The organism is Streptomyces sp. V3I7, assembly GCF_030817495.1.
Taxonomy (GTDB): domain Bacteria; phylum Actinomycetota; class Actinomycetes; order Streptomycetales; family Streptomycetaceae; genus Streptomyces.
On the sequence record NZ_JAUSZK010000001.1, the window covers coordinates 4,608,170 to 4,632,271 of the forward strand.

Here is a 24,102-nt window from a genome sequence, read left to right on the forward strand (position 1 = left end):
AGTACGTACTCACCACGGCCCTGGTTGGGCCGTAACAGAGGATTCACCTCTTTCAGGGGGGAGTCCCCAGCCCCCCAAGTGAAACTTCGGGCCCAACAAGGAGAGCAGGGAACCCAGATGGCGGAGCTCACGATCCGGCCGGAGGAGATCCGGGACGCGCTGGACAACTTCGTCCAGTCGTACAAGCCGGACGCGGCCTCGCGCGAGGAGGTCGGTCACGTCACCCTTGCCGGCGACGGCATCGCGAAGGTCGAGGGTCTGCCCTCGGCCATGGCCAACGAACTGCTGAAGTTCGAGGACGGCACCCTCGGCCTCGCGCTCAACCTGGAAGAGCGCGAGATCGGCGCCATCGTCCTCGGTGAGTTCAATGGCATCGAGGAGGGCCAGCCGGTGCACCGCACCGGTGAGGTGCTCTCCGTGCCGGTCGGCGAGGGCTACCTCGGCCGTGTCGTCGACCCGCTCGGCAACCCGATCGACGGCCTCGGCGACATCGAGACCAGCGGTCGTCGTCCCCTTGAGCTGCAGGCCCCCACGGTCATGCAGCGCAAGTCGGTGCACGAGCCGATGGAGACGGGCTACATGGCCGTCGACGCGATGACCCCGATCGGCCGCGGTCAGCGTCAGCTGATCATCGGTGACCGCCAGACCGGCAAGACCGCCCTGGCCGTCGACACGATCATCAACCAGCGCGACAACTGGCGCTCGGGCGACCCGAAGAAGCAGGTCCGCTGCATCTACGTCGCCGTCGGCCAGAAGGGCTCCAGCATCGCTGAGGTCCGCCGCGCGCTGGAGGAGAACGGCGCGCTGGAGTACACGACCATCGTCGCCGCCCCGGCGTCCGACCCGGCCGGCTTCAAGTACCTGGCGCCGTACACCGGTTCGGCCATCGGTCAGCAGTGGATGTACGAGGGCAAGCACGTCCTCATCGTCTTCGACGACCTGACGAAGCAGGCCGACGCCTACCGTGCCGTCTCCCTGCTGCTGCGTCGCCCGCCGGGCCGCGAGGCCTACCCGGGTGACGTCTTCTACCTGCACTCCCGTCTGCTGGAGCGCTGTGCCAAGCTCTCCGACGACATGGGCGCCGGCTCGATGACCGGTCTGCCGATCGTCGAGACCAAGGCCAACGACGTCTCGGCGTTCATCCCGACCAACGTCATCTCCATCACCGACGGCCAGTGCTTCCTGGAGTCGGACCTGTTCAACGCCGGTCAGCGCCCCGCGCTGAACGTCGGTATCTCCGTCTCCCGTGTCGGTGGTGCCGCCCAGCACAAGGCGATGAAGCAGGTCTCCGGTCGTCTGCGTGTCGACCTGGCCCAGTACCGCGAGCTGGAGGCGTTCGCCGCCTTCGGTTCCGACCTCGACGCCGCGTCGAAGGCCCAGCTGGACCGCGGTAGCCGCATGACCGAGCTGCTCAAGCAGAAGCAGTACGACCCGATGGCCACCGAGGACCAGGTCGTCACCATCTGGGCCGGTGGTACGGGCCGTATGGACGACGTCCCGGTCTCGGACGTCCGGCGCTTCGACAAGGAGCTGCTGGAGTTCCTGCACCGCAAGCACCAGGGCCTCATGACCTCCATCAAGGAGGGCGGCAAGATGTCGGACGACACCCTGACGGCGCTGGGCGACGCGATCTTCGACTTCAAGAAGCAGTTCGAGACCTCCGACGGCAAGCTGCTCGGCGAGGACGCTCCGGCCGCCGCCGCCAAGTGACGTAAGGAAGGGACCTGACTCATGGGAGCCCAGCTCCGGGTCTACAAGCGTCGCATCCGATCCGTCACCGCGACCAAGAAGATCACCAAGGCGATGGAGATGATCGCCGCCTCGCGCGTCGTCAAGGCGCAGCGCAAGGTGGCGGCCTCCAAGCCGTACGAGACCGAGCTCACCCGCGCGGTCAAGGCGGTCGCCACGGGGTCGAACGTCGACCACCCGCTCACCACGGAGGCGAAAAACCCGACCCGTGCCGCGGTCCTGCTCCTCTCGAGCGACCGCGGTCTGGCCGGCGCCTTCAACGCCAACGCCATCAAGGCGGCGGAGCAGCTGACCGAGCGCCTGCAGCGCGAGGGCAAGGACGTCGAGACGTTCATCGTCGGCCGTCGCGGTATCGCGCACTACAACTTCCGTGAGCGCGAGATCGCGGGGTCGTGGACCGGTTTCACCGACCAGCCCACGTACCAGGACGCCAAGAACGTCGCGGCGCCGCTGCTCGAGGCCATCGAGAAGGACGACGCGGACGGCGGTGTGGACGAACTGTTCATCGTCTACACCGAGTTCGTGTCGATGATGACGCAGGTCGCGAAGACCGAGCGTCTGCTGCCGCTGAACATCGACGAGGTCGGCGAGAAGCACGAGGGCGAGATCCTTCCCCTCTACGACTTCGAGCCCTCGGCGGAGGATGTCCTCGATGCTCTGCTGCCGCGCTACGTGGAGAGCCGTATCTACAACGCGCTTCTCCAGTCGGCCGCTTCGAAGCACGCCGCCACGCGGCGCGCGATGAAGTCGGCCACCGACAACGCGGGCGATTTGATCGACAACCTCACCCGTCTTGCCAACGCGGCCCGCCAGGCCGAAATCACCCAGGAAATCAGCGAGATCGTCGGCGGTGCCAGCGCCCTGGCCGACGCGACCGCGGGGAGTGACCGCTAATGACCACCACTGTTGAGACCGCCACGGCCCCGGGCCGCGTCGCCCGGGTCATCGGCCCGGTCGTCGACGTGGAGTTCCCCGTCGACGCGATTCCGGAGATGTACAACGCGCTGCACGTCGAGGTGGCCGACCCGGCCGCCGCGGGCGCGAAGAAGACGCTGACCCTCGAGGTCGCCCAGCACCTGGGCGACGGCATGGTGCGCACCGTCGCCATGCAGCCGACCGACGGTCTGGTCCGCCAGACCCCGGTCATCGACACCGGCGAAGCCATCACCGTCCCGGTCGGCGACTTCACCAAGGGCAAGGTGTTCAACACCCTCGGTGAGGTGCTGAACTCCGAGGAGAAGCACGAGGGCGAGCGCTGGTCCATCCACCGCAAGGCTCCGAACTTCGACGAGCTCGAGTCGAAGACCGAGATGTTCGAGACCGGCATCAAGGTCATCGACCTGCTCACCCCGTACGTCAAGGGCGGCAAGATCGGCCTGTTCGGCGGCGCCGGCGTCGGCAAGACGGTGCTCATCCAGGAGATGATCTACCGTGTCGCCAACAACCACGACGGTGTCTCCGTGTTCGCCGGTGTCGGTGAGCGCACCCGTGAGGGCAACGACCTCATCGAGGAGATGACCGACTCGGGCGTCATCGACAAGACCGCCCTGGTCTTCGGCCAGATGGACGAGCCCCCGGGCACGCGTCTGCGCGTCGCGCTGGCCGGCCTCACCATGGCCGAGTACTTCCGTGACGTCCAGAAGCAGGACGTGCTGTTCTTCGTGGACAACATCTTCCGCTTCACGCAGGCCGGTTCCGAGGTGTCGACCCTGCTCGGCCGTATGCCCTCCGCGGTGGGCTACCAGCCGAACCTGGCCGACGAGATGGGTCTCCTCCAGGAGCGCATCACCTCGACCCGTGGTCACTCGATCACCTCGATGCAGGCGATCTACGTCCCCGCGGACGACCTGACCGACCCGGCCCCGGCCACCACCTTCGCCCACCTCGACGCGACGACGGTTCTCTCCCGTCCGATCTCGGAGAAGGGCATCTACCCGGCCGTGGACCCGCTGGACTCCACGTCCCGGATCCTGGACCCGCGGTACATCTCGCAGGAGCACTACGACACCGCCATGCGGGTCAAGAACATCCTGCAGAAGTACAAGGACCTCCAGGACATCATCGCGATCCTCGGTATCGACGAGCTCAGCGAGGAGGACAAGCTCGTCGTCCACCGCGCGCGTCGTGTGGAGCGCTTCCTGTCCCAGAACACGCACGTCGCCAAGCAGTTCACCGGTGTGGACGGCTCGGACGTGCCGCTGGAGGAGACGATCCGCGCGTTCAACATGATCTGCGACGGCGACTTCGACCACTTCCCCGAGCAGGCCTTCTTCATGTGCGGCGGTATCGAGGACCTGAAGAAGAACGCCAAGGAACTGGGCGTCGAGCTCGAGGACCTGAAGAAGAGCGAGCAGAAGCTGGCCGCCGAGGTCGGCTGAGCCCCGTGCTCTTGACGAGGGGGCGGGTGCGTCCCGCCCCCTCGTCCACACCTACTAGAATTGACCCCAACACCCGGCACAACCGCCGGGTGGTGACCCGAGGAGCCACTCTTGGCTGCTGAGCTGCACGTCGAGCTGGTCGCCGCCGACCGCCAGGTCTGGGCCGGCGAGGCCACCCTGGTCGTCGCGCGCACCACGTCCGGCGACATCGGCGTCATGCCCGGTCACCAGCCGCTGCTCGGTGTGCTGGAGTCGGGCCCGGTGACCATCCGTACGAGTGATGGTGGAACGGTCGTCGCCGCGGTGCACGGCGGTTTCATCTCGTTCGCGGACAACAAGCTGGCCCTGCTGGCCGAGGTCGCCGAGCTGTCGGACGAGATCGATGTCCAGAGCGCTGAGCGCGAGCTCGAGCGCGCGAAGGCGGAGGGCGACGCCGCCGCCGAGCGTCGTGCGGACGTCCGACTGCGGGCTGCGGCGGCAAGCTGACCCAGCTCGCTCGACGCGATGACGTCTCTCAGCCGCGGCTGGGACCGGATAGTCTCCGGTCCCAGCCGCGGCTGAGGCGGATGTGGGTGTTTTTTACGTTCCATTACCTGGTTCTACTACCTGGTTCCACTACTGGGAGACGAGGAGGTCGGTGCCGATGATCCTCGCTCTGACTGTGTGTGGGATCGTGGTCGCGCTCGTGCTGGTGGGACTGTTCCTGTTCGGCCTCCGGCGCCGGCTCATCCAGCGCTCCGGCGGCACCTTCGACTGCAGCCTGCGCTGGGACGTGCCCGAGAAACCGGACCTCAGCGGCAAGGGCTGGAGCTACGGCGTCGCCCGCTACAACAGCGACCGCATCGAGTGGTACCGCGTCTTCTCCTACGCCCTGCGCCCGCGCCGCGTCCTGGAACGCTCGGCGATCGAGGTGGCCGGCCGGCGTGTGCCCGAGGGTGAGGAGGAGCTGGCTCTGCTCTCCGACGCCGTCATCCTCGTCTGTGTCCACCGGGGCACGCGTCTCGAACTCGCCATGAGCGAGGACGCGCTGACCGGATTCCTCGCGTGGCTGGAGGCAGCCCCGCCCGGACAACGAGTGAATGTGGCGTAGCCGCGTTCACTCGTTGGTGGGGGTCCCGGACGGAGTCTGGGGGAGCGTCAACGTCGCGTGAGTTCTTACTGGCATCGCTGAGTTCTTACGGACAACTGCCTTACGACAGCCCGCTGTTGACGGCGCTCACCAGCTCGCCGCCCGCGGTGTCGCCGCTGAACTCCCAGAAGAAGGCGCCGCCGAGGCCCTGTTGCCTGGCCCAGGCCATCTTGGTGCCGATCGTCGCCGGAGTGTCGTACGACCACCAGTTGCCGCCGCAGTGGGCGTACGCCGTGCCCGCGATGGTGCCGGTGGATGGGCAGGAGTTCCTGAGCACCTTGTAGTCCTCGATGCCCTGCTCGTACGTGCCCTGCGCGGCGCCCGTGGCCGTGCCGCCCGGGGCGTCCTGGGTGACGCCGGTCCAGCCGCGGCCGTAGAAGCCGATGCCGATGAGCAGCTTGCTCGCGGGAACCCCCTTGGCCTTGTACCTGGCGATCGCGTCGGCCGTGGTGAAGCCCTGCGTGGGGATGCCGGAGTACGAGGTGAGCGGGGAGTGGGGGGCCGTGGGGCCCTGGGCGTTGAAGGCGCCGAAGAAGTCGTACGTCATCACGTTGTACCAGTTGACGTACTCGGCCGCGCCCGCGTAGTCGGCGGCGTCGATCTTGCCGCCGGAGGAGGCGTCGGCGGTGGTGGCCGCGGTGACCAGGGCGGCGGAGCCGAACTTGGCGCGCAGGGCGGACAGGACGTTCTTCAGCGCCGCCGCGCCGCTGGAGTCGCAGGACAGGCCGCAGGCGCCCGGGTACTCCCAGTCGATGTCGATGCCGTCGAAGACGTCGGCCCAGCGCGGGTCCTTCACCAGGTCGTAGCAGGACTGCGCGAACGCCGCCGGGAAGTTGCCGCGCAGGGGCTGGTCCCAGGTGTCGGCCACGCCGCTCACCGACTGGTCGGCGGTGAACGCCTTGTCGTAGTCGGCGTAGGAGTCGCCTATCGCGCACCGGCCGCCGGTGACGTTGCCGAAGGCGTAGTTGATGTGCGTGATCTTCGCGGCGGAGCCGGACGTCACCAGGTTCTTGACGTTGTAGTTGCGGCCGTAGATGCCCCACTCGGTGAAGTAGCCGAGCTTGACCTTGGCGCCGCCGGCCGGGGGAGTGGTGCCGCCGCCGGTGGTGTGCACGGCCACCGCGCCGCCGGCCGGGCCGGTCTGGCCGGCGGTGTCGCGGGCCCGGACCGTGTAGGAGTAGTCCGTGCCGGCGGTCAGACCGGTGTCGGTGTACGAGGTCGTCGTGACGGTGGCGACCTTCGCGCCGTCGCGCAGGACGTCGTAGTCCTTGACGCCCTTGTCGTCCGTCGCGGCGCTCCAGGACAGTCGCACCGAGGTGTCGGTGACGTCGGAGGCGCTCGGTGTGCCCGGAGCGGACGGGGCGGCGTCGCCCGGGACGGTCGTACCGTCGCAGCTGTCGCCGTTCAGCAGGCAGTGGGACGGGGAGCCGGAGCCCGCGCCGTTGAAGCCGAAGGAGACGGAGACCCCGGGGGCGAGGCTGCCGTTGTACGACTTGTTGCGGGCGGTCCAGTGGGTGCCGGCGGAGGTGACGTCGGCGTCCCAGGCCGAGGTGACGGACGTACCGGAGGGGAAGTCCCACTCGACGGTCCAGGAGCTGATCGTGGTGCTGCCGGTGTTCTTGACGGTCCACTTGCCCTCGAAACCGGTGCCCCAGTCCTGGGACTTGGTGTACGTGGCGGTCGCGGAGCCTGCCGCCTGGGCGGGGCCGGCCAGGCCGACCAGACCGGCGAGGGGGAGTAATAAGGCCGCGAGAGAGACTGCGACTCTGTTTCCGAAGCGCATGCTGCGCCTCCTCGGGGGGTGAGGTGGGGGTAGGGGGCATCGACGGAGCCTGCACACCCACAGTGCCGCGAGAATAGAAAGGTCTGGACCAGCGGTCAATAGGTCTGGACCAGCAAGGAGTTGAGGAGGGTGCATGACGGAGGCGGGGCAGGCGGGGCAGGGTGGTGTGGTGCTCGTCGTGGACGACGACGCGGCCATCCGTCGCTCCCTCGAACGCGGGCTCAGACTCAGCGGGTTCACCGTCCGCACGGCCGGAAGCGGCCCGGACGCGCTGACGGCCGTGCGGGAGACGCCGCCGGACGTGCTCGTCCTGGACGTCTCGATGCCCGGCATGACCGGCATCGAGGTGTGCGGCCGACTCCGCGAGGAGGGGTGGGACCTGCCGGTGCTCATGCTCTCCGCGCTCGACGAGACCGCCGACCGGATCGCCGGGCTCCAGGCGGGCGGCGACGACTACCTGGTCAAGCCGTTCGCACTCCAGGAACTCGTGCTGCGGCTGCGCGCCCTGCTGCGCCGCCGCCCGCCGGCCGGACACGAGGTGCTGACGGTCGCCGGACTGGTCATCGACCCCGCCGCGCGCACCGCCCAACGCGACGGCCGTGCCCTGGAGTTGACCCGGCGCGAGTTCGAACTCCTGGAAATCCTCGCCCGCAACGCCGGACTCGTCCTCACCCGCGACCAACTCCTGGAACGGGTCTGGGGCTACGACGTCGACGTGCGCACCGACGCCGTCGACACCTTCGTCAGCTACCTGCGGCGCAAGCTGGAGGCGGGCGGGGAGCGGCGGCTGGTACACACCGTGCGCGGAGTGGGCTTCGTCCTCAGGGAGCAGGCGTGAGACTGTCCACTGCCAGGGAGCGGCGCCTGTGCGGCGCGGGGTTCGGTGTCGGCGTGCGCGTGGTAGGTCCTGGTGCGGCCTTCGGCGGCGGCTCGCGGCCGGGCGCCTCGGTGGGGTTGCCCGCGCGCGCGACCTGGGCGGTCACCGTCCGGGGCGTGCACACCGGCTTCGTCCTCAGGGAGCAGGCGTGAGACTCTCAACGCGTATCGGCCTCGCGGTGGGCTGCGCCGTGCCCGTGCTCGTGCTGGCCTCCGGGTGGCTGCTGCTCACGCTGGTCGGCCGGGACCTGCACCGGGCCGAGGACGACCATCTGCGCCGGCGGGCCGCGGCCGCCGCCGTCGACGCCCGGGCCCTGCTGCGCGCCTCGGCGGGCGGGCGGCCCCGGGCCGTCGACAGCCGGGAGCGGCGCCTGTACAGCGCGGCGCTCGACGTCGGGATACGCGTCGTCGGACCGGACACCGTCTTCAGCGGCGGCCCACAGCCCGACGCCTCGGTGACACTGCCCGACGACGCCAGAGGACCGGTCACCGTACGCGAGGGCCGCCGCGGCTGGCGCGCGCTGTCCCGCACGGTCCGTACCCCCCGCGCCTCGGGCACCCTGTGGGTCTTCGCGCCCGACACCGCCGACCGCACCCAACTCCTGCTCGTACGGCGGCGCATGGTCCTCACCGCGCTGCTCGCCGCGCCCCTGTCCGGGCTGCTCGCCTGGGGCCTCGCCACCGGCGCCACCCGCCCGCTGCGCCGCCTCACCCGCCGTACCGCGGGCCTCGACCCGCGCACCAGCGCCGCACGGCCCCGCCACGAGCCGACCGGGGTCACGGAGGTCGACGAACTCGCCGCCACGGTGAGCATGGTCCTCGCGCGCTACGACGAACAGGCCGCCCGCGCCGCCGGCGCCCTGAACACCGCCCGCTCCTTCTCGTCGGCGGCGGCGCACGAATTGCGCACCCCGCTGATGAGCATGGGCACCAACCTCGACATCCTCGCCGAGCACCCGGGCCTCCCCGGCGAGGACCGCGCCGAGGTGCTCGCCGACCTGCGCCACGAGCACGCCCGGCTGCTCGGCCTGCTCGTGATGCTGCGCGAACTCGGGCGCGGCGACCTCGTGGAGGCCGAGGCGTTCCAGACCGTGAACCTCACCGAGGTCGCCGACGCCGCGGTGGCCGAGGCGCGCCGCCGCGCCCCGGACGCCCGGATCACCCTGAGCGCACCCCCGTCCCTCGCCGTCCACGGCTGGGAGCCCGGCCTGCGGCTGCTGTGCGACAACCTGGTCGGCAACGCCCTCGCCCACGGCCAGGACGCGCACGGCGGGGCGGAGGTGACCGTCGCCGTCCACGACGCGGACGGCCAGGCGGTGATCACGGTGGACGACCGCGGACCCGGCGTCCCGCCCGAGGCGCGCGAGAAGGTCTTCGAGCGCTTCCACCGGGGCCCGCACAGCACGGGCTCCGGGCTCGGCCTGACCCTGGTCGCCCAGCAGGCCGCGCTGCACCGGGGGAGCGTCACCGTGACGCAGGGGGCGGACGGCATCGGCGCCCGCTTCGAGGTGCGGCTGCCGTCGGCGGGCGGTGAACTCCCCGCACGGCGGGACTGGCTGAGCGGGACGGCCGGGGCAAACCGGTCACAGAATTTCCCCAAGGACCGTCCCTAACCTGCGTCGGGTCGGACGGACGTCAGGGCCGTCCGGGAAAAGGAGACGCAGATGACCATGCGACGACGGCCGCGCACCCTGCTCGTCGGGCTGGCCGCGGCCGCCCTGCTCGCGGGTGCCGCGGGAGCGGCCGCGGCCGACGGGCCCTCCGCCGCGCCGAAGCCGGCCGGCGACGGCGCCAAGGCGCTGTGCAAGCGCGTACCGAAGATCGACCGCCGCATCGACCGGGCCCTGAAGCGGCTCGACGCGGGCCCCGCCCGGCGCGGCTCCGTCGAGCGGCTTCAGCGGCGCGTCGAGAACGCCAGGAAGGCCGGCCACGACGAGGTCGCCACGTTCCTGGAGCACCGCCTGGAGTTCCGCAAGTCCCTCGTGCCGACGCTGAAGCAGCGCAAGGACGACCTGGCGGACGTCCGGACCTGGTGCGAGGACAACGACGGCGGCAAGGACGCGCGTTGACGCGCCCACCCAGGGCGGCCGCCGCGGCGCTCCTCGTCCTCGCGGCCGCGGTCCTGACCGCCGGCTGCGACGGGGACCGCGCCCCGGCGGCCACGCCCTCCGCGACCTCCTCGGCCACCCCCTCCGGCTACGAGGAGATGCGGCAGAAGGTCGCGGACGCCGAGTCGGCCGTCGGGCGGGCGGAGAAGGACGCCACCGACGACGGCGACCGCTGAGGACCGGTGCGGGGAAGCGGGCTCAGCGCTCCCCGCCCGGCACCCACAGCACGTCTCCCACGTCCTTGTTGGCCGTACGGGCCAGGATGAACAGCAGGTCCGACAGCCGGTTGAGGTAGGTCGCGGTGAGCGGGTTCATCACCTCGCCGTGGACCTCCAGCGCCGCCCAGGTGGAGCGCTCCGCGCGGCGGACGACCGTGCAGGCCTGGTGGAGCAGGGCCGCGCCCGGGGTGCCGCCGGGGAGGATGAAGGAGCGCAGCTTCTCCAGACGTTCGTTGAAGCGGTCGCAGTCCGCCTCCAGCCGGTCGATGTAGAACTGCTCGACCCGCAGCGGCGGGAACTCCGGCTTCTCCACCACCGGAGTCGACAGGTCCGCACCCACGTCGAACAGGTCGTTCTGGACCCGGGTGAGGACCTGGACGACCTCCTCGTCCAGCGCGCCGAGCGCGAGGGCCGTGCCGATCGCCGCGTTCGCCTCGTTGGTGTCCGCGTAGGCCGAGATCCGCGGATCGGTCTTGGCCACCCGGCTCATGTCGCCGAGCGCCGTCGTGCCCTTGTCGCCGGTCCTGGTGTAGATGCGCGTCAGATTGACCATACGGTCAGCCTAGGGGGTGCCTCGTCGGTCAGGCCGGGCTCGCGGCGTCTGGCACCGCGCCTCGCCGCGTTGTCGTCGGTTGCCGATTCCCCCAAGCTCTCGGCTTCGCTCGAGCAGGGGGGACCCCCACGCATCGACGCCCTCCTCCGCCTTGCGATGCACGGCACCAGACGCCGCTCCCTGATCCGGCCTGACCGACGAGGCACCCCCTAGCCGCTCAACTGTCCGATGCCGCGGGCGGAATGGGCCCCGCCGGTGTGATGTCCGTCGGATGGGACGTGACGCGCGTTACTAACCCGTCACACAGCGCCTTCTTGGCGCTAGGGTCCGCCGAACAAGGGATACGTGAACAGCGTGTAGGGGAGTCGGAGTGGCAGGGAAGCTCGCCGTCATCGGGGCCGGTCTCATGGGGTCCGGTATCGCTCAGGTCTCCGCGCAGGCGGGCTGGGACGTCGTTCTGCGCGACGTCACCGACGAAGCCCTGCGACGCGGCACCGACGGCATCAAGGCCTCGTACGACAAGTTCGTCGGCAAGGGGAAGATGACGGTCGAGGACGCCGAGGCCGCCCTCGCCCGGATCACCGCCACCACCGATCTGGACGCCGCGGCCGACGCCGACATCGTCGTCGAGGCGGTCTTCGAGAAGCTGGAGGTCAAGCACGAGATCTTCCGCGCGCTCGACAAGCTCGTGCGCGAGGACGCCGTGCTCGCCTCCAACACCTCCGCCATCCCGATCACCAAGATCGCGGCGGCCACCGAGCGCCCCGAGCGGGTCGTCGGCGTGCACTTCTTCTCGCCGGTGCCGATGATGCAGCTCGTCGAGCTCGTCCGCGGCTACAAGACCAGCGACGAAACCCTCGCCACCGCACGGGAGTTCGCCGAGTCCGTCGGCAAGACCTGCATCGTCGTCAACCGCGACGTGGCCGGCTTCGTGACCACCCGGCTCATCTCGGCGCTCGTCGTCGAGGCGACCAAGCTCTACGAGTCGGGCGTCGCCACCGCCGAGGACATCGACCTCGCCTGCAAGCTGGGCTTCGGCCACGCCATGGGCCCGCTCGCCACGGCCGACCTCACCGGCGTCGACATCCTGCTGCACGCCACCGGCAACATCTACACCGAGTCGCAGGACGAGAAGTTCGCGCCGCCGGAGCTGATGCGCCGGATGGTTGACGCCGGTGACATCGGCCGCAAGAGCGGGCAGGGCTTCTACACGTACTGAACCTCGCGTGCGTACCGCCGCCGTCACCGTACAAGCCCCGGGTGTGTCACACCCCGGGGTGAATTCGGTATCGGTTCGCTCACGGACGGCAACTTCGGCGCCGCTGATGCAGTCAGACACAGCACCGTCACGGAGTACTCGGGGTACGACACGGGGTCCGACGCCGCAACTCACGGGGAGCGCATTATGCACATCAGGGGCGACCACGCCGAGCTGGTCGTCGGGGGCCGCCTCGACGTCCGCAGCGCGGCGGACGCCCGTACGGTCCTGCACTCGGCCGTCGACGACGGAGTCGGCGATCTCGTGCTCGACCTGTCCGAACTCGACTCCTGGGACGCCACCGGACTCGGGGTGATCATGGGGGTCCACCGACGGGCCGGCCGCTGCGGCCGCCGCCTGGTGCTGCGCCGCGTACCGCCGCAGATGCAGCGCCTGCTGGTGGCGACCCGGCTGCACCGGATCCTGGCCATCGAGGGAGGCATCGGGGTGGAGTCCCTGCCCCGGGTCTGAAGGCCCCGGCCGCGCCCCGGCCGCGCCGCGGACGGGACGCGTGCGACGGGGGAATCGGGCCGCACACCGCGCCGCGCGCCCTGCGCAATCCTCGCGAGACCGTGACGTCTCGGGCGGCGCGGCACCCCCGACTGTCGCGGACGCTGTGCGAAGGTTTAAGGTTCGGTCGCCCGCGCCTCGACACCCTGGAGCGGGCCCGGACCGGAAGCGACAGCGCTATGTGCGGCAGGCCGGGAGGGGCCGGACACGGGCACATGACGCTTTTGGGGGCTTGAGACCTATGGACCCGATCAACCGGGGACCCGAGGAGTACGGCCAGGACGGCGAGGGCCACGCGCCGCGCCAGCGCCCGCCGAGGGACTCCCTCACCCAGGACTTCGGTCACAGCGCGCCCGCCCGCGTCCGCACGGCGCGGGTCGTCTCGGGCGACTTCCTGCTGACCGTCAATCCCGTCGACGGCAGCGAGATCGAGGCCTGCCCGCCGGCCGACCGGCCGGCGCGGCCCGTGAAGCTCACCGCGGCCGAGCGCGCCGAGGCCGCCCACGCGGACCGTCCGCCCACGCCGGCCGGCCCCGCCCGGCCCGAACTGCCGCTGCTGGAGCGCCAGGACGAGCGCGAGCGCCTGGTACGCCTGCTCGCCCGCGGCCGCTCCATACGCCTCACCGGCGCCGCGGGATCCGGCCGCACCTCGCTGCTCGACCTCGTCGCCGACGACTGCTTCGACCTCGCCCCCGACGGAGTGGTCCGCCTCAGCGGCTTCGACCGCACGGTCGGCGAGCTCTTCCACGACCTGTTCCACGCCGTCTACATGGCGCCCGGCCACCGGCCCGAACAGGACGAACTGCTCGCCCTGGTCCGGGAGATCGCCGCCGTCGTGGTCGTCGACGACCTCGCCTTCGGCGGCGCCGCGCTCGACGAACTGCTCGACGCCACCCCCGAGTGCGCCTTCCTGTTCGCCGCCACCCCCGACGTGCCCGAGCCGACCGCTGACTCCGGCGTCGAACTGGTCGCCCTCGACGGCCTCAAGCGCGCGGCGAGCGTGGAGCTCCTGGAGCGGGCCGCGGGCCGCGCCCTCACCGAGGAGGAGTCCAACTGGGCCGGGGACCTCTGGTTCGAGTCGGAGGGGCTGCCCCTCAGGTTCGTCCAGGCCGGTGCCCTGCTCAGGCAGCGCGACCACCGCGACGCCGAGGCGCGCGCCGTGGACGAGTTCGGCGTCTTCCAGGATGCCCAGGACGTCCAGGGCGAGGCGCCCGCAGCCCCGTACGACGCCGAGGACGGCGGACACATACCCCTGCCCTCCCTCGGCGAGGCCGCGGGCCCCGCGCCGCTGCTCGCCGCCCGGCTGAGCCCCTCCGCCCGCGAGGCGCTGCGCTTCGCCGTCGCCCTCGACGGCGAGATGCCGCACCAGGCGCACCTGCCCGCACTGGTCGGCGACACCCACGCCGACGCCGCGCTCGGCGAACTCACCGCCTGCGGACTGGTCTCGCCGGTCGGCGCCCGCTACCGGCTCGCGGCCGGCGTCGCCGACCAGCTGCGGGCCGCCGGATACGGCGACGACGTCGAGGCCCGCGCGCGGACCGCCGCCCGGCACTACACCTGGTGGGCCGGACACGCCTCCGTCACCCCCGAGCGCGTGTGCGCCGAGGCCGACGCCGTGCTCGCCACGCTGGCCGTCCTGGTCCCGCTCGGACCGGACGAGGCCGCCGCCGACGAGGACGGGGAGAACGGCACCCCGAACGCCACCCTGAGCCTCGCCCGCAGCGCCGCGCCCGCCTTCGCCGCGGGGCTGCACTGGGGTGCCTGGGAGCGGGTGCTGCGCTTCGGCGTCGAGGCCGCCCGCCCGGCCGGTGACGTGACCGAACAGGCCTACTTCCACCACGAGTTGGGCATCCTCGCGCTCTGCGGCGGACAGTACGAGCGGGCCCGCGCCGAGCTGGAGGCCGCGATCGGCCTGCGCGGCGCGCTCGCCGACAAGCACGGCACCGTCACCGGCCGCCGCGCCCTCGCCCTGGTCGCCGACCGCACCGGCGACGTGTCCATCGCGGCCGCGGCCGCCGTCACCGAGGAGTTGGCCGCCGTACGACCGGGGGAGCAGGCCCCGGCCCGGTCCGGTTCCCTCGCGCCCTTCCCGACGCTGCGGCAGTCCGTGACCGACACCGCGGTGACCCAGCGGGCCTCCGTGCCCGCCGCGTCCCCGGCCGCGACGCCGCACTCCACGGCGAAGCAGCGCGGGCTGCGGCGGGTGGTCCGGCGCAACGTGGTGGCCGGCGGCGCCGGCGCACTGCTCGTCGCCGTGCTCGGCACGGTCGTGACGCTCGGCATGAGCTCCCACGACAGCGCCGACGACCCGTCCGACCACGTGAACGTCAACCCGTCCGCGACGCAGGGCTTCGACGACGGCGGCACGGGCGCGGGCACCCCGGGGAAGGACGGCAAGGGCGACACCGGCACCGCCACCAGCCGGCCGACCGACCCGGGCCCCGACGGCACCTTCGGCACGGCGGATGACCCGACGCCGTCGGCGAGCACGGCCCGGCCCTCGGACGAGCCGAGCGGGACGAAGAAGCCGAGCGAGCCCGGCACGTCGAGCAAGCCGTCGTCGCCGAAGCCGAGCAGCAAGGCGCCGAGCAGCAAGTCCCCGACGCCGACCAAGACGAGCCCGCAGCCTCCTTCGGACACTCCGCCGGGCACCCCGTCCGGTACGCCGTCCCAGAGCCCGACGGAGTCGTCGACCCCGTCGACCACCGACACCGCGAGCGGTCCCGCCTCCAGTGCCTCCGCGAGCAGCTCGGGAAGCGCTCCGCGAGGCGGCTCCGGGCTGGTCATCTGACGGCACGCACGCACGAAGGGCCGGGTTCCGCTTTCGGAACCCGGCCCTCGTCGTCGTACACGGCGCTGCCGCCGTGCCTCACAACGCTGTCGCCTTTGCCTCAGAACAGGCGCAGCTTGTCGTCCTCGATGCCGCGGAGCGCGTCGTAGTCCAGCACCTGGCAGCCGATGTTCCGGTCGGTCGCGAGGACGCGGGCCTGGGGCTTGATCTCCTGCGCGGCGAAGATGCCGCGGACCGGGGCGAGATGCGGATCGCGGTTGAGCAGGTCGAGGTAGCGCGTGAGCTGTTCCACGCCGTCGATCTCACCGCGCCGCTTGATCTCCACGGCGACGGTCCGGCCCTCGGCGTCCCGGCACAGGATGTCGACGGGGCCGATGGCGGTCATGTACTCGCGGCGGATCAGCGTGTAGCCCTCGCCGAGCGTCTCGATGCGGTCGGCGAGCAGCTCCTGGAGGTGCGCCTCCACGCCGTCCTTGATCAGGCCGGGGTCCACGCCGAGCTCGTGCGAGGAGTCGTGCAGGACCTCCTCCATCGTGATGATGAGCTTCTCGCCCGCCTTGTTGATGACGGTCCACACGCCCGCGTCCTCGCCGCCGCCTTCCTTGAGCGTGCAGGGCGGCGACATCCAGTTCAGGGGCTTGTAGGCCCGGTCGTCGGCATGGATGGAGACGCTGCCGTCCGCCTTGACCAGGATCAGGCGGGGAGCCGAGGGGAGGTGGGCGGTGAGCCGGCCGGCGTAGTCGACGGAGCACCGGGCGATGACGAGACGCATGGTCGGCAACGCTACTCGACACCCGGCGCTCGACGCGATTCGCCTGCCCCGCCGCGACCCCCGCCGCCCTGTCGGACACGTCACGCCCGCCTCGCCGGGGCTCTCCCGTCACCGGTTCCGACCGGGTCTCTCCGGTCCGTCCCGTTTCTCTGGGTATCCGGTGTTCATCCTTGGCCGATTGTGTGCCCCTCGGGATCGGCGCATGTGCGCATTCTCCTGGTGCCGCCACCTGCCGTTGCCTACCGTAGTAAACGGGAGGTCGCGGCGTGTGTACGCAGCGTGTTCGATAGTCGGTGCCGTGAACTTCCTTTCCGTGTCCGGCAACCCCCGCAGTCCGGGGGTGCGAGAGGAGAACCCATGTCGCTCGACGTCTCACCGGCCCTACTCGAACAGGCCGAGCGAGGCGAGGTCGACGAAGCCGCCTTCGTCGACTGCGTCCGGACCTCCCTGCCCTACGCATGGGAGATGATCAGCTCCCTGGTGGCCCAGCTGAAGGTGGACGGCGGAGACTTCGCCGACAACCAGACGCCTCCGCCGGACGAGCAGGCACGGGGTCAGCTGCTGCGCGCGCTCGCCAGCGACGCGATACGCGGGGCTCTCCAGCGGCACTTCGGTGTACGGCTGGCCTTCCAGAACTGCCACCGGGTGGCGGTGTTCCCGCTCGACGTCGCGGTCGACGAGAAGCTGTCCCGCTTCACCTCGGTACGCAGCCAGGTGCTGAACCAGTCGCCGGAGTTCCGCGACTGCTGACGGCGCTGAGCCGTTCGCTTGCCGCTCCACCGCGGGAGGTGCATTCGGTACGGGGCGGCAGGCTCACCGCACGGCGGACGGCTCGCTCAGCGGAGATGGGGGAGCACCTCGGCGCCCAGGCGCCGTACGTTCTCCTCCGTCGCCGCGAGGTCGCCCGAGCCCTCCACGAGGAGGGCGAAGCGGGTGATGCCGGTCCGCTCCGAGGTCGCCGCGAGCCGGTCGGCGCACAGCCGCGGCGTGCCCACCGGGTGCAGCCCGCAGAGCAGTTCGGTGTAGGCGACCGGGTCGCGCATCGCGCGCGCCCGGCCGTCGACCGTGACATGGGCCTCGAGCCCTTGCCGCAGCCAGCCCGGCATGGCCTTCAGCAGGGTCTCCACCGCGTCCGTGCGCCGGTCCGCGATCTGGCAGACGCCCGCCGAGACATGCGCCGCGCCCGCGATCTCCGCGGCCGGCCGTCCGGCGGCGCGCGCGAACTCCCGCCAGCGGGCGACCATTTCGGCCTTCTCCTCGTCGCCGATGTGCATCCCGAGCAGCATCGGCAGCCCGCGCTCGGCGGCCAGCCGTACGCTCGCCGGCGAGGTGCAGGCCACCACGACCTCCGGGCCCGGCGTCTCCGTGAGCGCCTCCGACGGCCTTGGTACGACGGGGACTTCACGGAACGTGAAGCGCTCGCCCGAGGCGCCGACCGCCGGTTCGCGCAGCCAGCGCATCAGCAGATCGAGTGATTCCGGGAACCCGCGCTCGTACGCCGCGAGTCCGGAGCCGAACACCTCCAGGTCCACCCAGGGCCCGCCGCGCCCCACGCCCAGCGTGAAGCGCCCGCCGCTCGTCACATGCAGCAGCGCGGCCTGTTCGCCGAGGGCGACGGGGTGGACGGTGGGCAGCACGCTGACCGCCGTGCCGACCCGGATGCGGCGGGTACGGCCCAGCAGCAGCGCGGCCAGGGTGATCGCGGACGGACAGGTGCCGTACGGCACGAAGTGGTGCTCGGCCAGCCAGACCGTGTCCAGTCCGGCCTCCTCGGCCACCTCCGCGGAGCGGACCGCCCGGTGCAGGGTCTCCCCCTGACCCTGACCCGGGAACTGGGCCGCCAGCACAAAACTTCCGACGTGCATGTGCGATTCCTGCTCTCTCGGCTCCGACACGGAGCTCCCCCACCCGGCATAACCGGCCGACACGTGACGAGGTCACGGCCTGGCGAAGAGATTTCCGGATTGTCTGCGGAATACGGTGCTCCGGAGGGGGACTTGTGGGGATCGGCCAGGATTGACGCCCTACGCGTACCCAGACGGCCGCCGCGTACGCTGGAGACGGCCCCTGCTCCCCGTACCGCCCCTGTGAGGTGTCCCGTGTCCCCGCGTCGCAACCGATCCAAGGGCCCGAAAGGGGCGGCCTCCGCCGGCCGGAGCGCCGAGGGCGACCGCGCCGGCCGCTACGGGGGCTGGCAGTCCATGGAGAGCTGGCAGGGCGAGGACTGGAACGTCCGGCATGTGGCCGGGGCGAGCGCGGAGGGCAAGACGTACCGCTGCCCCGGCTGCGACCAGGTGATCCCCTCCGGCGTCCCGCACGTGGTGGCCTGGCCCGAGTTCGCGGGCGTCGACGACCGCCGGCACTGGCACAAGGCGTGCTGGAACGCGAAGGACCGCCGCACCACGCGGGTGTGGCGGTCCCGTAACGGGCCGAGATTCTAGGCTCTTTCGTTCGGATCAGGCCGGATCCGGCCGGGCTCAGACGTCCCGGCGCTGGAGCAGTGCGCAGGCCGCCGCGAACACGGCCGCCGTCACGCCCACGATGATCCACAGCGGCTCCCACCCCGACGGGCCGGACTGGCTGAGGGAGTTGGAGTAGAAGACGCTCAACTGGTTCGGGATCGAGTACTCCAGCAGGGCCGCGCGCAGCTTCTCCAGCGACGACGCGAACATGAACAGGGCGAGCACCAGCGGCGCGAGCAGCAGGCCGATCATGATGGTGATGGCGCCGGCCGAGTGCCGGATGATCGAGCCGACGAGCAGTGACAGCAGTCCGAGCAGCGCGATGTAGAGGCTGATGCCGACCGTGGCCTTCATCCAGTCCCCGCCGGACGGGGCCGGGGCGCCGTGGCTCTCCAGCATGGACACCTGGGCGAGGGCCACGAGGGTGGTGGACACCAGCGTGACCACGAAGGCGACCAGGAAGAACACGATCGCCTTCGCCGTGAGCACGCGCACCCGCGAGGGGCAGGCGGTCATCGTCGTGCGGATCATGCCGGTGCCGTACTCGGAGGCCGTGGTCAGCACGCCGAGCGTGATGATCGGCATGCTGCCGAGGAGCAGTCCGAAGAAGCCGAAGCCGAGCGCGTTCTCGGTGGACAGGTCGGAGGAGGTGCTCGCGATCAGCGCGCCGGCGGCCAGCCCGACGCCGAGCACCAGCACGACGAAGACCCCGAGCGTCCACACCGTCGAGCGCACCGACCTGATCTTCGTCCACTCGGAGGCGAGCGCGTGCCCGAGGTGCGTGCGCACCACCGGGATCGGCGAGGTATAGCCGGGGTGCGCACCGCCGGGCGCCGCCTGCCAGGGGGCGGCGGCGGGAGCGGCCTGCGGCATCGGGGGCTGGTGGGTGCTCATCGGACGTCCTCGGGCTTGGTCAGGTCGGAGGGTGCGGGTGCCGGGGCGGGCGCGGCGGGCGGCGGTGCCTGCTCGGCGGCCGGCGGGGCGGCGTGCGGGGCCGGGTGGGCGTACGGGTTCGGCTGCCCGGTGCCGGGAGCGGACGGAGTGCCGTACGGCGAGGGGGCGGGCGCGCCCGGGTGGGGCGGCGGCGGGGCGTACCAGCCCGGCTGGCCCTGGCCCGGCACCGGCATCGGAGGCTGGGCGCCGGGCGGCACCGGCTGCTGGAGGGCAGCCTTCTGGTCGATGGTCGAGCGGTAGTCCACGGCGCCCTGCGTCATCCGCATGTACGCCTCCTCCAGCGACGCCTGGTGCGGCGACAGCTCCCACAGGCGTACGTCCGCCTCGTGCGCCAGGTCGGAGATGCGGGGGAGCGGCAGCCCGGTGACGCGCAGCGCCCCGTCCTGCTCCGGCATCACATGGCCGCCCGCCTCGGTCAGCGCGGCGCTCAGCTTCTCGCGCTGCTGCGGCTCGGTGTCCGGGGTGCGCACGCGCGCGAAGCCGGCGGAGTTGGCCGCGATGAAGTCCCTGACGCTCATGTCGGCGAGCAGCTGCCCGCGCCCGATGACGATGAGGTGGTCCGCGGTCAGCGCCATCTCGCTCATCAGGTGGCTCGACACGAACACGGTCCGGCCCTCGGCCGCGAGCGCCTTCATCAGGTTCCGCACCCAGAGGATGCCCTCGGGGTCGAGACCGTTGACCGGCTCGTCGAACAGCAGCACCCGGGGGTCGCCGAGGAGGGCCGCGGCGATGCCGAGGCGCTGTCCCATGCCGAGCGAGAAGCCCTTGGAGCGCTTGCGGGCCACGTCCTGGAGGCCGACGACGCCGAGCACCTCGTCCACGCGCCGGGCCGGGATGCCCGACAGCTGGGCCAGGGACAGCAGATGGCTGCGGGCGCTGCGGCCGCCGTGCACGGCCTTGGCGTCGAGCAGCGCGCCGACCTGGCGCGGGGCGTTCGGCAGCCTGCGGTAGGGATAGCCGCCGATCGTCACCGTGCCGGACGTGGGGTTGTCCAGACCGAGGATCATCCGCATGGTCGTCGACTTGCCCGAGCCGTTGGGGCCGAGGAAGCCGGTGACTGCGCCCGGCCGTACGTGGAAGGAAAGATTCTGCACGGCGGTCTTGTCGCCGTACTGCTTGGTAAGGCCGACAGCCTCGATCATGCTCCGCACCCATCGCAAGGTTCAGGACGGCGGGGCCCACGCCCCCGTAAGCGTAGAGTAGACAACTGTTCGGCCATGGCGGTGCAAGAGATCCTTTTAGCTCGATCGTGTGATGAGCGGCTCGTGGGCTTGCAACGCCCTGGGCCAGCCGGGTTAGCTGCGTGTGCGATCTGGCGCACAGGAGACGGTGCCAGTGTGCGGGGCCCCCACTTCACCAGAGCGATGGAGCAGGGCCTCCCCGTCACTTATGCCGAACCTATGCGGCCAGGTCGAAGGGAGCCGGCCTCCTGGGACCGGACCATGCACACGATGCGTGACACCACCCTGGGCTGAGTACGCCGGGGACCAGTGCGCTCAAGACCGTTCGGAGCGTGCGGCTGATCGGGTTTGTGCCTGGACAGTCCAAAGGAACGGTTAGGAGGATATCGGGACACTGTCCCTGCCTCATTCCCATGGAGGGCGCCCGGCCCTTCAGCGCGCGAGGCGCGGGCCGGGGCACCGCCCACTATGCGTCCCGCTTCCGCAGGAGCAGATATCCACCCGCGATCGCCGCGATCACCCACAGCCCCATGATCCCCAGTCCGCCCCAGGGGCCGTACGGGGTGTCGTCGCCGACCCGGGGGACCACCTGCATGATGCGGCTCCCGGCCTGGTCGGGCAGGAACTGGCCGACCTTCTTCGTCGCGTCGACGTTCCCGAGGATGTTGGAGATCAGGAAGAAGAACGGCATCAGGATGCCGAGCGACAGCATCGGCGAGCGCAGCATCGCGGCGACTCCCATCGAGAACAGCGCGATGAGCGTCATGTAGAGCCCGGCGCCGATGACCGCCCGGAGCACCCCGGGGTCGCCGAGCTGGGTCCGGTGGGTCCCGAGCATCGCCTGCCCGAGGAAGAACGCGGCGAAACCGGTCGCCATGCCGACGACGAGGGCGAGTCCGCCCGCCACCGCGAGCTTGCTGAACAGGAAGGTCCCGCGCCGCGGGACCGCGGACAGCGAGGTGCGGATCATGCCGGTGCTGTACTCGTTGGACACGACCAGCACCCCGAACACGATCATCGCGAGCTGCCCGAGGGTCATCCCCGCGAAGCTGACGAAGGTGGGGTCGAAGGAGAGCCGCCGATCGGGTGGCATCTGGTCGAACTGACTGCGCGACAGGGCCGAGATCAGCATCCCGAGCGCGATGGTGACGACCACAGCGAGGGACAGCGTCCACAACGTGGACGCCACGGACCGGATCTTCGTCCACTCGGACCGGAGCACCTGGACAGCCGCCATGGCTCAGGCTCCCTTCCCGTCGGCGCCCCAGCCCCGTGGGGCGGAAGGGGGGTCGGTGTGCGCGTGGTACTCCACCGACTGAGCCGTCAGCCGCATGAACGCCTCCTCCAGTGAAGCCTGCTGGGGACTGAGCTCGTACAGCACGACACCGCCCCGGGCGGCGAGCTCCCCGATCCGCTCCGCCTTGCCGCCCTCGACCTCCAGCGTCCCGTCGCCGGGCCGCGTGACCGCGATGCCGTCCTCCTGGAGCACGTCCAGCAGCCGCTCGGGCTGCGGGGAGCGCATCCGGACGTACGAGCGCGAGTTCTCCCGGATGAAATCGGCCATGGAGGTGTCGGCGAGCAGCTTGCCCTGGCCGATGACGACGAGGTGGTCGGCGGTGACGGCCATCTCGTTCATGAGGTGGCTCGACACGAACACCGTCCGCCCCTGCGCGGCCAGCGACTTCATCAGGTTCCGGATCCAGTGGATGCCCTCGGGGTCGAGCCCGTTGACCGGCTCGTCGAACATCAGGATCCGCGGGTCGCCGAGCAGCGCGGCCGCGATGCCGAGCCGCTGCCCCATGCCGTACGAGAACCCCTTGGCCTTCTTCCGCGCCACCGCCGTGAGTCCGACGGTGTCCAGCACCTCGTGCACCCGGCGCTCGGGGATGCCGTTGCTCTGCGCGAGGCACAGCAGATGGTTGAAGGCGCTCCGCCCGCCGTGCACGGCCTTGGCGTCCAGGAGCGCCCCGATGTATGTGAGGGGGTCCTTCAGCTGGTCGTAGTGGCGGCCGTCGATCCGCACGTCGCCGGCGGTGGGGCGGTCGAGGCCGAGGACCATGCGCATGGTGGTGGACTTCCCGGCCCCGTTGGGACCGAGAAAACCCGTGACGACCCCCGGCTCCACGCGGAAGCTGAGGTCGTCCACCGCGGTCTTCTCGCCGTACCGCTTGGTCAGCCCGTCGAGCTCGATCATGCGGCCACGCTAAGACGCGGCAAGGCCCCCTGCCACCGGAGCGGCAGGGGGCCTCGCCGTGGTGCTCGGCGTACGCCGGGGTGTTACCGGGACTGCTGCGCCGGGACGCCCCGGGAGATCGGCTCGTCCTCGGCGGGCGCGCCGGCGGCGGCCACCGCGGCACCCGTGAGCGTGGCCAGCATCTCGCGGACGTTCGTCAGCTGGGCGTTGATGGAGTCGCGGCGGTTGGTGAGAGCCGCGAGCTCGCGCTCGGATTCCGAACGGATGCGGTCGGCCTTGGCGTTCGCGTCGGCCACGATGTCCTCGGCCTGGCGCTGGGCCGTCTCCACCGTCTGGCGGGCACGGCGCTCGGCGTCGGTGCGCAGCTTCTCCGCCTCCAGACGGAGCTGCTCGGCGCGGTGCTCGATCTCGGCGAGGCGCTTCTCGGCCTTCTGCTGACGCGAGGCCAGGTCGCGCTCGGATTGCTCGCGGCGCTTGGCCAGGTTCGTCTCGAAGTCCGCGGCGGCCTGCGCGGCCTTGGCGCGGGTCTCCTCGAAGAGGGCGTCCGCCTCCTCGCGCTTGGACTGCGCGTCCTTCTGCGCGTCGGAACGCAGCTGGGACGCTTCGCCCTTGGCCTTCTCGACGATCCGGACGCCCTCGTCCTCGGCCTTGGCCTTGCGGTCCGCGGCGAAGGACTCCGCGTCGTTGCGTACCTGCTGGGCCGCCGACTCGGCGAGCTCACGGTGCTGTTCGGACGCGCGCCGGGCCTCCTCGCGCAGGTCCTTGGCCTCCTCCTCGGCGAGACGGAGGATCTTCTCGACACGGGCGCCGAGACCCGCGTACGACGGCTCGGCGTCGGTGACGGCGGTCTGGGCGTTCTGGGTCTCGAGGTGGAGTTCCTCGATGCGCTTTTCCAGAGCGGTGATGCGGGCGAGAGCGCTGTCACGGTCGGAGACGAGCTTCGAGATCCGTTCGTCCACCTGAGCGCGGTCGTATCCACGCCGCACAAGCTCGAAGCCGTAGGGGGAAGTGTCGCTCATGGGGTTCCTGTCGAATGAGACCGGTGAGGTGATAGGGGGAATCCTAGGGGCCCAAGCGATGTGTCATCGAGCGGATACGTGTTTGATCTGGAGAATGACACCTCTTTCGGGTGGCTGAGCGCGGGACAGCTTGCCAAATACTTGGGCAAAGGCCCCCAGGAGACACG

The 24,102-nt window shown here is 71.1% G+C and carries 24 protein-coding genes; 15 read left to right on the top strand and 9 right to left on the bottom strand.

All coding sequences use genetic code 11. The features are described 5' to 3' along the window. Positions 1 to 117: 117 nt before the first annotated feature. The 5 genes from atpA to QFZ74_RS21690 all read left to right on the top strand — a co-directional run bounded on the left by atpA (position 118) and on the right by QFZ74_RS21690 (position 5,217). Positions 118 to 1,710 (top strand): F0F1 ATP synthase subunit alpha, encoded by a 1,593-nt coding sequence (gene atpA / locus QFZ74_RS21670; protein ID WP_307622461.1) that lies wholly within the window; start codon positions 118 to 120, stop codon positions 1,708 to 1,710. Positions 1,711 to 1,731: 21 nt separating this feature from the next. Then, positions 1,732 to 2,643 carry a F0F1 ATP synthase subunit gamma gene (locus QFZ74_RS21675; protein WP_307622463.1) on the top strand — a complete coding sequence of 304 codons (912 nt, stop codon included), beginning with the start codon at positions 1,732 to 1,734 and terminating at the stop codon, positions 2,641 to 2,643. Beyond that, positions 2,643 to 4,127, top strand: a complete 1,485-nt coding sequence (gene atpD / locus QFZ74_RS21680; RefSeq protein WP_307622464.1) for a F0F1 ATP synthase subunit beta — start codon at positions 2,643 to 2,645, stop codon at positions 4,125 to 4,127. The genes QFZ74_RS21675 and atpD overlap by 1 nt, the downstream gene beginning before the upstream one ends. Positions 4,128 to 4,238: 111 nt before the next feature. Continuing rightward, entirely contained in the window at positions 4,239 to 4,613 is a 375-nt protein-coding gene (locus QFZ74_RS21685; RefSeq protein ID WP_307622465.1) for a F0F1 ATP synthase subunit epsilon, read from the top strand. Between the two features lie 157 nt (positions 4,614 to 4,770). Beyond that, positions 4,771 to 5,217, top strand: a complete 447-nt coding sequence (locus tag QFZ74_RS21690; protein ID WP_307622466.1) for a DUF2550 domain-containing protein — start codon at positions 4,771 to 4,773, stop codon at positions 5,215 to 5,217. Between the two features lie 100 nt (positions 5,218 to 5,317). Here QFZ74_RS21690 and QFZ74_RS21695 read toward each other — a convergent pair whose 3' ends face one another. After that, the gene (locus tag QFZ74_RS21695) at positions 5,318 to 7,039 is read right to left on the bottom strand and encodes a glycosyl hydrolase family 18 protein (protein ID WP_307622467.1); all 1,722 of its coding nucleotides are present in this window, start codon (positions 7,037 to 7,039) and stop codon (positions 5,318 to 5,320) included. A 133-nt stretch (positions 7,040 to 7,172) separates the two neighbouring features. On the opposite strand from QFZ74_RS21695, the gene QFZ74_RS21700 reads away from it, so the two are divergent. From QFZ74_RS21700 to QFZ74_RS21720, 5 genes are read left to right on the top strand one after another with little or no spacing between them, the layout of a single operon-like run. Next, on the top strand, positions 7,173 to 7,877 hold the full coding sequence (locus tag QFZ74_RS21700) for a response regulator transcription factor (protein ID WP_307622468.1): 705 nt from the start codon (positions 7,173 to 7,175) through the stop codon (positions 7,875 to 7,877). Continuing rightward, positions 7,874 to 8,068: a hypothetical protein gene (locus QFZ74_RS21705; RefSeq protein ID WP_307622469.1), complete on the top strand. Its 195-nt coding sequence runs from the start codon at positions 7,874 to 7,876 to the stop codon at positions 8,066 to 8,068. The genes QFZ74_RS21700 and QFZ74_RS21705 overlap by 4 nt, the downstream gene beginning before the upstream one ends. Beyond that, on the top strand, positions 8,065 to 9,528 hold the full coding sequence (locus QFZ74_RS21710; protein WP_307622470.1) for a sensor histidine kinase KdpD: 1,464 nt from the start codon (positions 8,065 to 8,067) through the stop codon (positions 9,526 to 9,528). The genes QFZ74_RS21705 and QFZ74_RS21710 overlap by 4 nt, the downstream gene beginning before the upstream one ends. Positions 9,529 to 9,579: 51 nt before the next feature. Continuing rightward, positions 9,580 to 9,984: a hypothetical protein gene (locus QFZ74_RS21715; RefSeq protein WP_307622471.1), complete on the top strand. Its 405-nt coding sequence runs from the start codon at positions 9,580 to 9,582 to the stop codon at positions 9,982 to 9,984. Further along, a complete protein-coding gene (locus QFZ74_RS21720) occupies positions 9,981 to 10,199 on the top strand; it encodes a hypothetical protein (RefSeq protein WP_307622472.1) in 219 nt (72 codons plus the stop codon). The genes QFZ74_RS21715 and QFZ74_RS21720 overlap by 4 nt, the downstream gene beginning before the upstream one ends. Before the next feature lie 22 nt (positions 10,200 to 10,221). Here the strand turns inward: QFZ74_RS21720 and QFZ74_RS21725 are convergent, their stop codons facing one another. Next, positions 10,222 to 10,794 carry a cob(I)yrinic acid a,c-diamide adenosyltransferase gene (locus tag QFZ74_RS21725; RefSeq protein ID WP_307622473.1) on the bottom strand — a complete coding sequence of 191 codons (573 nt, stop codon included), beginning with the start codon at positions 10,792 to 10,794 and terminating at the stop codon, positions 10,222 to 10,224. Between the two features lie 370 nt (positions 10,795 to 11,164). Here QFZ74_RS21725 and QFZ74_RS21730 point away from each other — a divergent pair, with 370 nt between their 5' ends. The 3 genes from QFZ74_RS21730 (at position 11,165) to QFZ74_RS21740 (ending at position 15,353) form a co-directional block, all read left to right on the top strand. Then, positions 11,165 to 12,013: a 3-hydroxyacyl-CoA dehydrogenase family protein gene (locus tag QFZ74_RS21730; RefSeq protein ID WP_307622474.1), complete on the top strand. Its 849-nt coding sequence runs from the start codon at positions 11,165 to 11,167 to the stop codon at positions 12,011 to 12,013. A 186-nt stretch (positions 12,014 to 12,199) separates the two neighbouring features. Then, entirely contained in the window at positions 12,200 to 12,523 is a 324-nt protein-coding gene (locus QFZ74_RS21735) for an STAS domain-containing protein (RefSeq protein WP_307622475.1), read from the top strand. A gap of 280 nt (positions 12,524 to 12,803) precedes the next feature. Then, the gene (locus QFZ74_RS21740) at positions 12,804 to 15,353 is read left to right on the top strand and encodes an ATP-binding protein (protein WP_307624236.1); all 2,550 of its coding nucleotides are present in this window, start codon (positions 12,804 to 12,806) and stop codon (positions 15,351 to 15,353) included. A gap of 100 nt (positions 15,354 to 15,453) precedes the next feature. Here the strand turns inward: QFZ74_RS21740 and nucS are convergent, their stop codons facing one another. Beyond that, complete coding sequence (gene nucS / locus QFZ74_RS21745) at positions 15,454 to 16,125, bottom strand: endonuclease NucS (RefSeq protein ID WP_307622476.1); 672 nt, start codon at positions 16,123 to 16,125, stop codon at positions 15,454 to 15,456. A 357-nt stretch (positions 16,126 to 16,482) separates the two neighbouring features. On the opposite strand from nucS, the gene QFZ74_RS21750 reads away from it, so the two are divergent. Continuing rightward, the gene (locus QFZ74_RS21750; protein WP_307622477.1) at positions 16,483 to 16,875 is read left to right on the top strand and encodes an SCO5389 family protein; all 393 of its coding nucleotides are present in this window, start codon (positions 16,483 to 16,485) and stop codon (positions 16,873 to 16,875) included. 86 nt (positions 16,876 to 16,961) lie between these two features. Here QFZ74_RS21750 and QFZ74_RS21755 read toward each other — a convergent pair whose 3' ends face one another. Beyond that, positions 16,962 to 17,990 (bottom strand): LLM class flavin-dependent oxidoreductase, encoded by a 1,029-nt coding sequence (locus QFZ74_RS21755; protein ID WP_307622478.1) that lies wholly within the window; start codon positions 17,988 to 17,990, stop codon positions 16,962 to 16,964. Positions 17,991 to 18,224: 234 nt separating this feature from the next. On the opposite strand from QFZ74_RS21755, the gene QFZ74_RS21760 reads away from it, so the two are divergent. Further along, positions 18,225 to 18,566, top strand: a complete 342-nt coding sequence (locus QFZ74_RS21760) for an ATP/GTP-binding protein (protein ID WP_307622479.1) — start codon at positions 18,225 to 18,227, stop codon at positions 18,564 to 18,566. A 36-nt stretch (positions 18,567 to 18,602) separates the two neighbouring features. On the opposite strand, the gene QFZ74_RS21765 is transcribed toward QFZ74_RS21760, so the two are convergent. The 5 genes from QFZ74_RS21765 to QFZ74_RS21785 all read right to left on the bottom strand — a co-directional run bounded on the left by QFZ74_RS21765 (position 18,603) and on the right by QFZ74_RS21785 (position 23,935). Beyond that, positions 18,603 to 19,481 carry an ABC transporter permease subunit gene (locus tag QFZ74_RS21765; RefSeq protein WP_307622480.1) on the bottom strand — a complete coding sequence of 293 codons (879 nt, stop codon included), beginning with the start codon at positions 19,479 to 19,481 and terminating at the stop codon, positions 18,603 to 18,605. Continuing rightward, positions 19,478 to 20,683, bottom strand: a complete 1,206-nt coding sequence (locus tag QFZ74_RS21770) for an ABC transporter ATP-binding protein (RefSeq protein ID WP_307622482.1) — start codon at positions 20,681 to 20,683, stop codon at positions 19,478 to 19,480. The genes QFZ74_RS21765 and QFZ74_RS21770 overlap by 4 nt, the downstream gene beginning before the upstream one ends. A 505-nt stretch (positions 20,684 to 21,188) precedes the next feature. Then, on the bottom strand, positions 21,189 to 21,959 hold the full coding sequence (locus QFZ74_RS21775) for an ABC transporter permease (RefSeq protein ID WP_307622484.1): 771 nt from the start codon (positions 21,957 to 21,959) through the stop codon (positions 21,189 to 21,191). Positions 21,960 to 21,962: 3 nt separating this feature from the next. Then, positions 21,963 to 22,916 carry an ABC transporter ATP-binding protein gene (locus tag QFZ74_RS21780; protein ID WP_307622485.1) on the bottom strand — a complete coding sequence of 318 codons (954 nt, stop codon included), beginning with the start codon at positions 22,914 to 22,916 and terminating at the stop codon, positions 21,963 to 21,965. Positions 22,917 to 22,999: 83 nt separating this feature from the next. Further along, the gene (locus QFZ74_RS21785) at positions 23,000 to 23,935 is read right to left on the bottom strand and encodes a cellulose-binding protein (protein ID WP_307622486.1); all 936 of its coding nucleotides are present in this window, start codon (positions 23,933 to 23,935) and stop codon (positions 23,000 to 23,002) included. Positions 23,936 to 24,102: the final 167 nt, after the last annotated feature.